The organism is Xylophilus ampelinus, from assembly GCF_003217575.1.
Classification (GTDB): Bacteria; Pseudomonadota; Gammaproteobacteria; order Burkholderiales; family Burkholderiaceae_C; genus Xylophilus; species Xylophilus ampelinus.
The window spans coordinates 1-5,360 of sequence record NZ_QJTC01000043.1 but is presented as its reverse complement, the minus strand read 5'-3'; the positions used below and the strand labels follow the sequence as shown (position 1 = coordinate 5,360).

The window sequence follows — 5,360 nt, the reverse complement described above, 5'->3', positions numbered from 1 at the left end:
GCCAGGGCGTCGCGGCCAGGAAGTTCTTCGGCACCAGGCGCTGCAGTTGCTGCTGGGCATCGGCGACCGCATCGGGCTGGATCCTGGTGTCCTTGCTCTTGCGGGCGGCGGCGGCGGCGTATTCCACCAGCACGCCGGCCGCCAGCCGTGCCACTTCGTTGGCGATCAGGGTCAGTCGGCCTCGGACGTGGGCAGCGTGTCGAGCAGGCGAAAGGAAAGTGTAGTTGGACGCCCCCATGGCGGCTACGAAGGCCTGAGCCGGCTGCCGTCGACCAGTTCGAGAATCGGTCCGGCGTAGTCAATGAGGAGCTTCTCACTGGCACGGCGCTGCTGGCGCATCGAGCGCTTGAGGGTCTTGGCAGCCGGCGCTCGAGCGATGCCTCGTCGAATTCAGCCGTCGATGTCCAATCGAGCTCGGCTGCACCAGCTAGGTTAAGGTACTTGGCGGCGGCGGCCTTGGAGATTCCGAGGCTGCGCGCGATGCGCTCGTGCGACAGGCCGCTTTGCAACAGCACCAACCGAATGACCGGTCACGTCTACCGCGAAACCTCTTCGGTCACGATCCCGAAATCAGTGGTCACGATGCCGAAACCGGCGGTCACGCTGTTCCGAAATACGCACTGGGTTGCCTGCGCGCCATACATGCCCGCCTCACTCGGCAAAAGCCTTCAGTCTTTCAATTATTCAGGAACTTTGCAGAATTAATACAAATTACCTAAAAAGACGCGAATTTTTTGCTAGAGTAATTATGTTTTCATAGAAAGGCTGAGGCTTATCAGCAGCTTCTTTCATAGCCTTGAAAAAATCCTTCGCCTAATTTTTCCGCCCTTAAATGCCAACAACGTCCTTTTGAGGATGCGCATTTTCCCGATGTAAGCATTTACGGGTAGACGCGAGGGGGTAACTTCCATAATATTGCAAGCCGTGCCAAAAAGCGTCGGCGCCAGGAGAATTGCTCAATGCCCGAAGTGTTGCTTGCCGTGGGAGAGTTCTGTTCTGAGAGGGGTGAGGCAGACGCGCAAGGCAAACGGCCATGCCTTTCAATCCTGGCCTCGTTGACAGCGTATTGCCTGCTAGCACGACTTCGCCAGCGAGCTCGCCCATGTCGCCCACCAGCTCTACTGGGAGGCAAGTCACGAACCCGGCACGACCGACCTTTTGCCCGACGCCGCGCCCCTCGGCCTCAAGGCCAGGTTCGACCGCATCCCGCCCGCCCGAGCCTGGCGCTGGCAGCCTTCGCGCTGCGCAACGACAGCGGCTATGCCGGGTCGGGTCGTCGACCGTCGACTTATCGTCGAAGCCCCTTTTCTTCGATCCACACACTCCCCTTCCGCATGACAAACGCAAAAGTCGTCTGGCCCTCAAACACCCATCTCAGCAGTTACATCCATGCACTTGAGCGCAAGTGGCACCCCAACGAGGCAGCTGCTGAGCAAGCGTCCTCCGCTGAGCTCAATCGAATCCACGCAGATCCTGAAGCGTTCCTGAAACGCCTGGTGGATCGTGGGGACACACCGCTGCCCGTCACCCTAAGCGACGGCCGTCAGGTGGCTCGGCTCCCCGGCTACAAGAAGTGGATCTGGGACGGCGAGTTTTGCGGCGTGCTTTCCTTCGTGTGGCAGAAAGGCACCGAGGATCTTCCTGACTACTGCCCAGGTCACATCGGCGTGTACATCGTCCCTTGGAAGCGTGGACTCGGCTACGCAAGCAAGTGCCTGGGAGCGTTCCTGCTGGAAATCGACGAGCCTGGGATCTGCGCAGTAACGATCGAGACCAACTTCGACAACACCCCCTGCAGGCGGGCCATCGAAAGAAACAAAGGGCGGCTGATTGCCAATCAAGGTGACCTGTCGGATCAGAGCGCCGTCAGATATCGGATCGGACTCGGCCAGTGATGAACCGCGCTTAACCAGACGGTGGGCCCTGGATGAGCGCGTGCAACAACTGGCCCACCACAACAGGAGTTATCCATGTCTATAGCAGCAAAGCATGTAGAAATGACGTCGAATCTGTATTCGCTCAAGGATGCGGATGTCAACAGGTTTACCAATCGGGTAACACATGCCGAAGCCGGCATCTCTAACCTTGAAGCCAGCCGGCTCAGCGACAATGCGGTGAACACGTCGATCGAAGGCATCGAGAGCTTCCTGTGCGTTGGCATGGCTGCTGCCTTCAATTAATCAATCTGTCACGGCCATGAAGTCGGGCGTGCGCCACGGCCAGGCTTTATGGCCTCATCTAGTGAGCGAAAATGCAGGAAAAAGTAATCACCCTGGTTACAGCACATGGTAAACAGGCCTTCCAAGTGCAGGAAGGCGAGCGAGTCCTTGACGCTTTGATCCGCTGCCAGATTCCCTGGTCGGCCGTCTCTCTTTACGTTCGACGGCCTGAGAGTCCTTACCTCACCCCATTTCTCGGTCTGCATTACACCGCAGAAGAACTTGCTGACGAGCCAGGGGAGCTGCTGGCCTTCTACCAACGCAATATAGATCCCTACTTAACGCGTCTCGGCGATCTCTCGCTTGCCAAATCCAGAGATGGGGCGCCCTCGGCTGAGTTCATCTATTCCGACCCTCGGCAGGCAAACCGAACGCCGCTGTTGAAGCAATTGTCATCCGATGAGTGCAAAGAGGCGGTCGCGAGCTGCGTCAGAAAGGTCCTGGTCGACCATACGAAACCCGGCGACAAAATTGTGGTCGGCGTCTCTGGCGGCGGGGACAGCAACTCCCTGCTGCATGCGTTCTCTGTCTTCGACGATTTCCCGATCGAGATCTATCCGCTGATACTGACAGGGCTCCCAGAGTGGGACGAAGGCGCGGACCGCGCGCACCAGCTATGTGATCAGTACGGCTACGATCTCACTGTGATCTCCGAGCACCAGTTTCGCGACCAGCATGGCTACAACAAATCGAAGCAGAACTATTTCGACCATTTCCAGAAGCATTGCCCGGGCGAAGATTTCGAGTTCTTCGCCATTCATCTGATCGACAAGGCGCTTGTGGCTCGCGCGAAGGAGGTCGGCGCCGGTTTTATTTGCAAGGGTTCGAATCTGGACGACCTGCTTTGTGACTGCCTGTACTTCTTGGCGAACAGTAGCAAGCATCGGCAGTTGCCGGTGCATCCGCTGCATGGTCTTAAGAGCATCTCCCCGTTGTGGATGGTGCCCAAGAGAATCATCGACGGATGCTTCCCGAAATACTCGCTGACCAACTATCAAGAGCGCTATCCAAGTTTTGCACCCGGCAGGACGCTGTACTACCAGATGTCTTATCACATCATGTCCTACTTCCCGCAGATGGCGGAACGCATGCTCCGCGGTTCCGCAGCGCTTGGTGACATGCTTGGCGGGCTAGACACTGAAATGGACAAAGAAACTGGCATGGAAATCATGTCGGCGACTTCGCTTCCACTGCGCCGCAAAATGCACAAGCTGCTTCGAGAAATGTGATCGGACTACCTTTCAGCTGACGGCGGCTACTTGAACTCACTCATCGAACGAAAACTTCCTGCGCTCGCGGAACATCCCCTTCGCCGACGCATGATTTGGCTGGTTGCGGCGCAATCGGGCGCAGCGGCCCTGTGGCTGTTCACCTTGACGGCCGCCGCGACGGCACAGATGTCGATGCAAGGCACGACCACGGTGGTTGCCGGCGCCTTTGCCGGGATCGCCCTCGGAGGAGTGGTGACCGGTGCGCTGCTGAGGACGATCCCGGCCTACGCGCTGCTGCGCCATGCGGAAGTCATACGCCTGCTGGTTATCTTGGCTGCGATGCTTGCTGTCGACCGCCTCAGCATCGGTATGCTGGTGGCCATCTCTGTTGCGGCGTCGCTGTGCGAGTCGGTAATATCGGCGTGCCGATGGCAGCTGGTTCAGTGGAGATTTGCTGTCCCGGAAGCCAGAGAGGAAGTGTCGAGGCACCTGCAGACCCTGGAGGCGTTCTTGGCAGTGGCGCTTCCCGTCATGGGCGGGGTGGCCGCCGTCCTTTTCGGTTGGCGCGCGTCGCTGGCGGGGTGCCTTGCTGGGTCGGCGGGAGCTATCCTGTTCATTCATCTGCTCGGCACCGACAACCGCGACGGCAACCATGTCAGGCATGGCGTCATGGCCGGGTTTTCTGCCATCCAGGCCAGCCCGTCGATCCGCCTGCTGTTGCTGGCGCGGGTGCTGACGGGGTCATCGCTGCTGATATGGGCGATATATGTCCCGGTGGCCTTGAAGGGCATGTTTCATGAGAAATTTCCGCTCTACCAAGGTGCCTTGTCGGGGCTGACCGCTGCCGCCATCGTTGGAGCGAGCCTGATCCTGATTCCATTGGCGAAGCTTCGAAACATCGGCATATTGCCGGCTTCGCGGTATATGGCTGTGGTTGCGCTGACCGTCTACGGAACTGCGTTGCTTGTCGCCTTGTTCTGCTGGCCGTCCGCGTGGGCCTATGCGGCTTCGGCCATAGGGGTGGGCCTGTATTCCGCCGCCATTCGCACCTCCATTGTCATCACCGGGCAGCGCATCACGCCGCCCAACCTGATGGCGCAGGTCGTGAGCGCTGGAGACAGTATTGTCAGATCAATCAACCTGGCGCTCGCAGTTACGTTCTCTGCCCTCGTCTCCCTGCTAGCGTCGGACGTAGCACGCGTAGCGCTGTTCGCGACCATGGTCGCCATATCTGTGGGGGCAGTGCTGATGATGGCGCGCCTTACCGGGCGCGACTGCCCAATCGCGTAAGGGGTGACCCTACTCCATGTTCTTCGTTACAGGGGCCAACCGGCATGATTCGGTGTTCTTCGAAGCGTTGGTCGATGCGATGCCCGCCATGGGTGGCAAGCCAGGCCGTACGCGCCGCTGGCCCGGCAAGCTGAATGCGGACACAGGCTACGACTTCGCCCGGTTGCCGCGCTCATATCGAGCAACGCGGGGTCGAGGACCGTATCGCCCGCAAAGGCAAAGAGCGCAACGACCGACTCGGGCGGCATCGGTGGGTGGTTGAACGCATCCAAGCTTGGCTGGCCGCATTCGGAAGACTACGGACCCACTTCAGCGCCGTATCGACATCCATGTCGCACTGCTATCCCAGGCCTGCTCCGTCATTTGCGTCCGACGACTTTTGTCGTTCTGTTATCCGCTCTAAGAGCGGCTAACACAACCCTTCTGGCGTCGTTGCCGCACCTTGTCGTACTACTCGTACTGTCTGCGATGCGGCGCCTAGCCAGAACCGCTTCGCTGGGTTGTGTTATCCGCTCTAAATGTTCAGCAGTGCCCACGCCTTGTCGAGCCGCTTGACGCTCACCGGCTGCGGCGTACGCAGCTCCTGGGCGAAGAAGCTCACCCGCAGCTCCTCCAGCAACCAGCGCAGCTCCTGCATCGG

General features: G+C 59.2%; 5 protein-coding genes and 3 pseudogenes. 5 read left to right on the top strand and 3 right to left on the bottom strand.

Annotated elements, in window-relative coordinates; genetic code table 11:
* Together DFQ15_RS17235 and DFQ15_RS18000 are read right to left on the bottom strand one after the other, a co-directional pair.
* Window positions 1-184 (bottom strand): annotated as a pseudogene (locus tag DFQ15_RS17235) (DUF3418 domain-containing protein); the annotation flags it as partial.
* 30 nt (window positions 185-214) lie between these two features.
* Window positions 215-497: pseudogene (locus tag DFQ15_RS18000) on the bottom strand (hypothetical protein); the annotation flags it as partial.
* An 837-nt stretch (window positions 498-1,334) separates the two neighbouring features.
* On the opposite strand from DFQ15_RS18000, the gene DFQ15_RS16580 reads away from it, so the two are divergent.
* The 5 genes and pseudogenes from DFQ15_RS16580 to DFQ15_RS17995 all read left to right on the top strand — a co-directional run.
* The gene (locus tag DFQ15_RS16580; protein WP_146228780.1) at window positions 1,335-1,895 is read left to right on the top strand and encodes a GNAT family N-acetyltransferase; all 561 of its coding nucleotides are present in this window, start codon (window positions 1,335-1,337) and stop codon (window positions 1,893-1,895) included.
* 75 nt (window positions 1,896-1,970) lie between these two features.
* On the top strand, window positions 1,971-2,180 hold the full coding sequence (locus DFQ15_RS16575; protein WP_146228779.1) for a hypothetical protein: 210 nt from the start codon (window positions 1,971-1,973) through the stop codon (window positions 2,178-2,180).
* Between the two features lie 71 nt (window positions 2,181-2,251).
* Window positions 2,252-3,448 carry an adenine nucleotide alpha hydrolase family protein gene (locus DFQ15_RS16570; protein WP_110467018.1) on the top strand — a complete coding sequence of 399 codons (1,197 nt, stop codon included), beginning with the start codon at window positions 2,252-2,254 and terminating at the stop codon, window positions 3,446-3,448.
* 90 nt (window positions 3,449-3,538) lie between these two features.
* On the top strand, window positions 3,539-4,720 hold the full coding sequence (locus DFQ15_RS16565) for a hypothetical protein (protein ID WP_110467017.1): 1,182 nt from the start codon (window positions 3,539-3,541) through the stop codon (window positions 4,718-4,720).
* Between the two features lie 25 nt (window positions 4,721-4,745).
* A pseudogene (locus DFQ15_RS17995) lies at window positions 4,746-5,123 on the top strand (transposase); the annotation flags it as partial.
* Window positions 5,124-5,234: 111 nt separating this feature from the next.
* On the opposite strand, the gene DFQ15_RS18265 reads toward DFQ15_RS17995, so the two are convergent.
* Window positions 5,235-5,360 (bottom strand): DUF3418 domain-containing protein (locus DFQ15_RS18265; protein ID WP_146228778.1); only part of this gene is annotated, 126 nt, incomplete at its 5' end.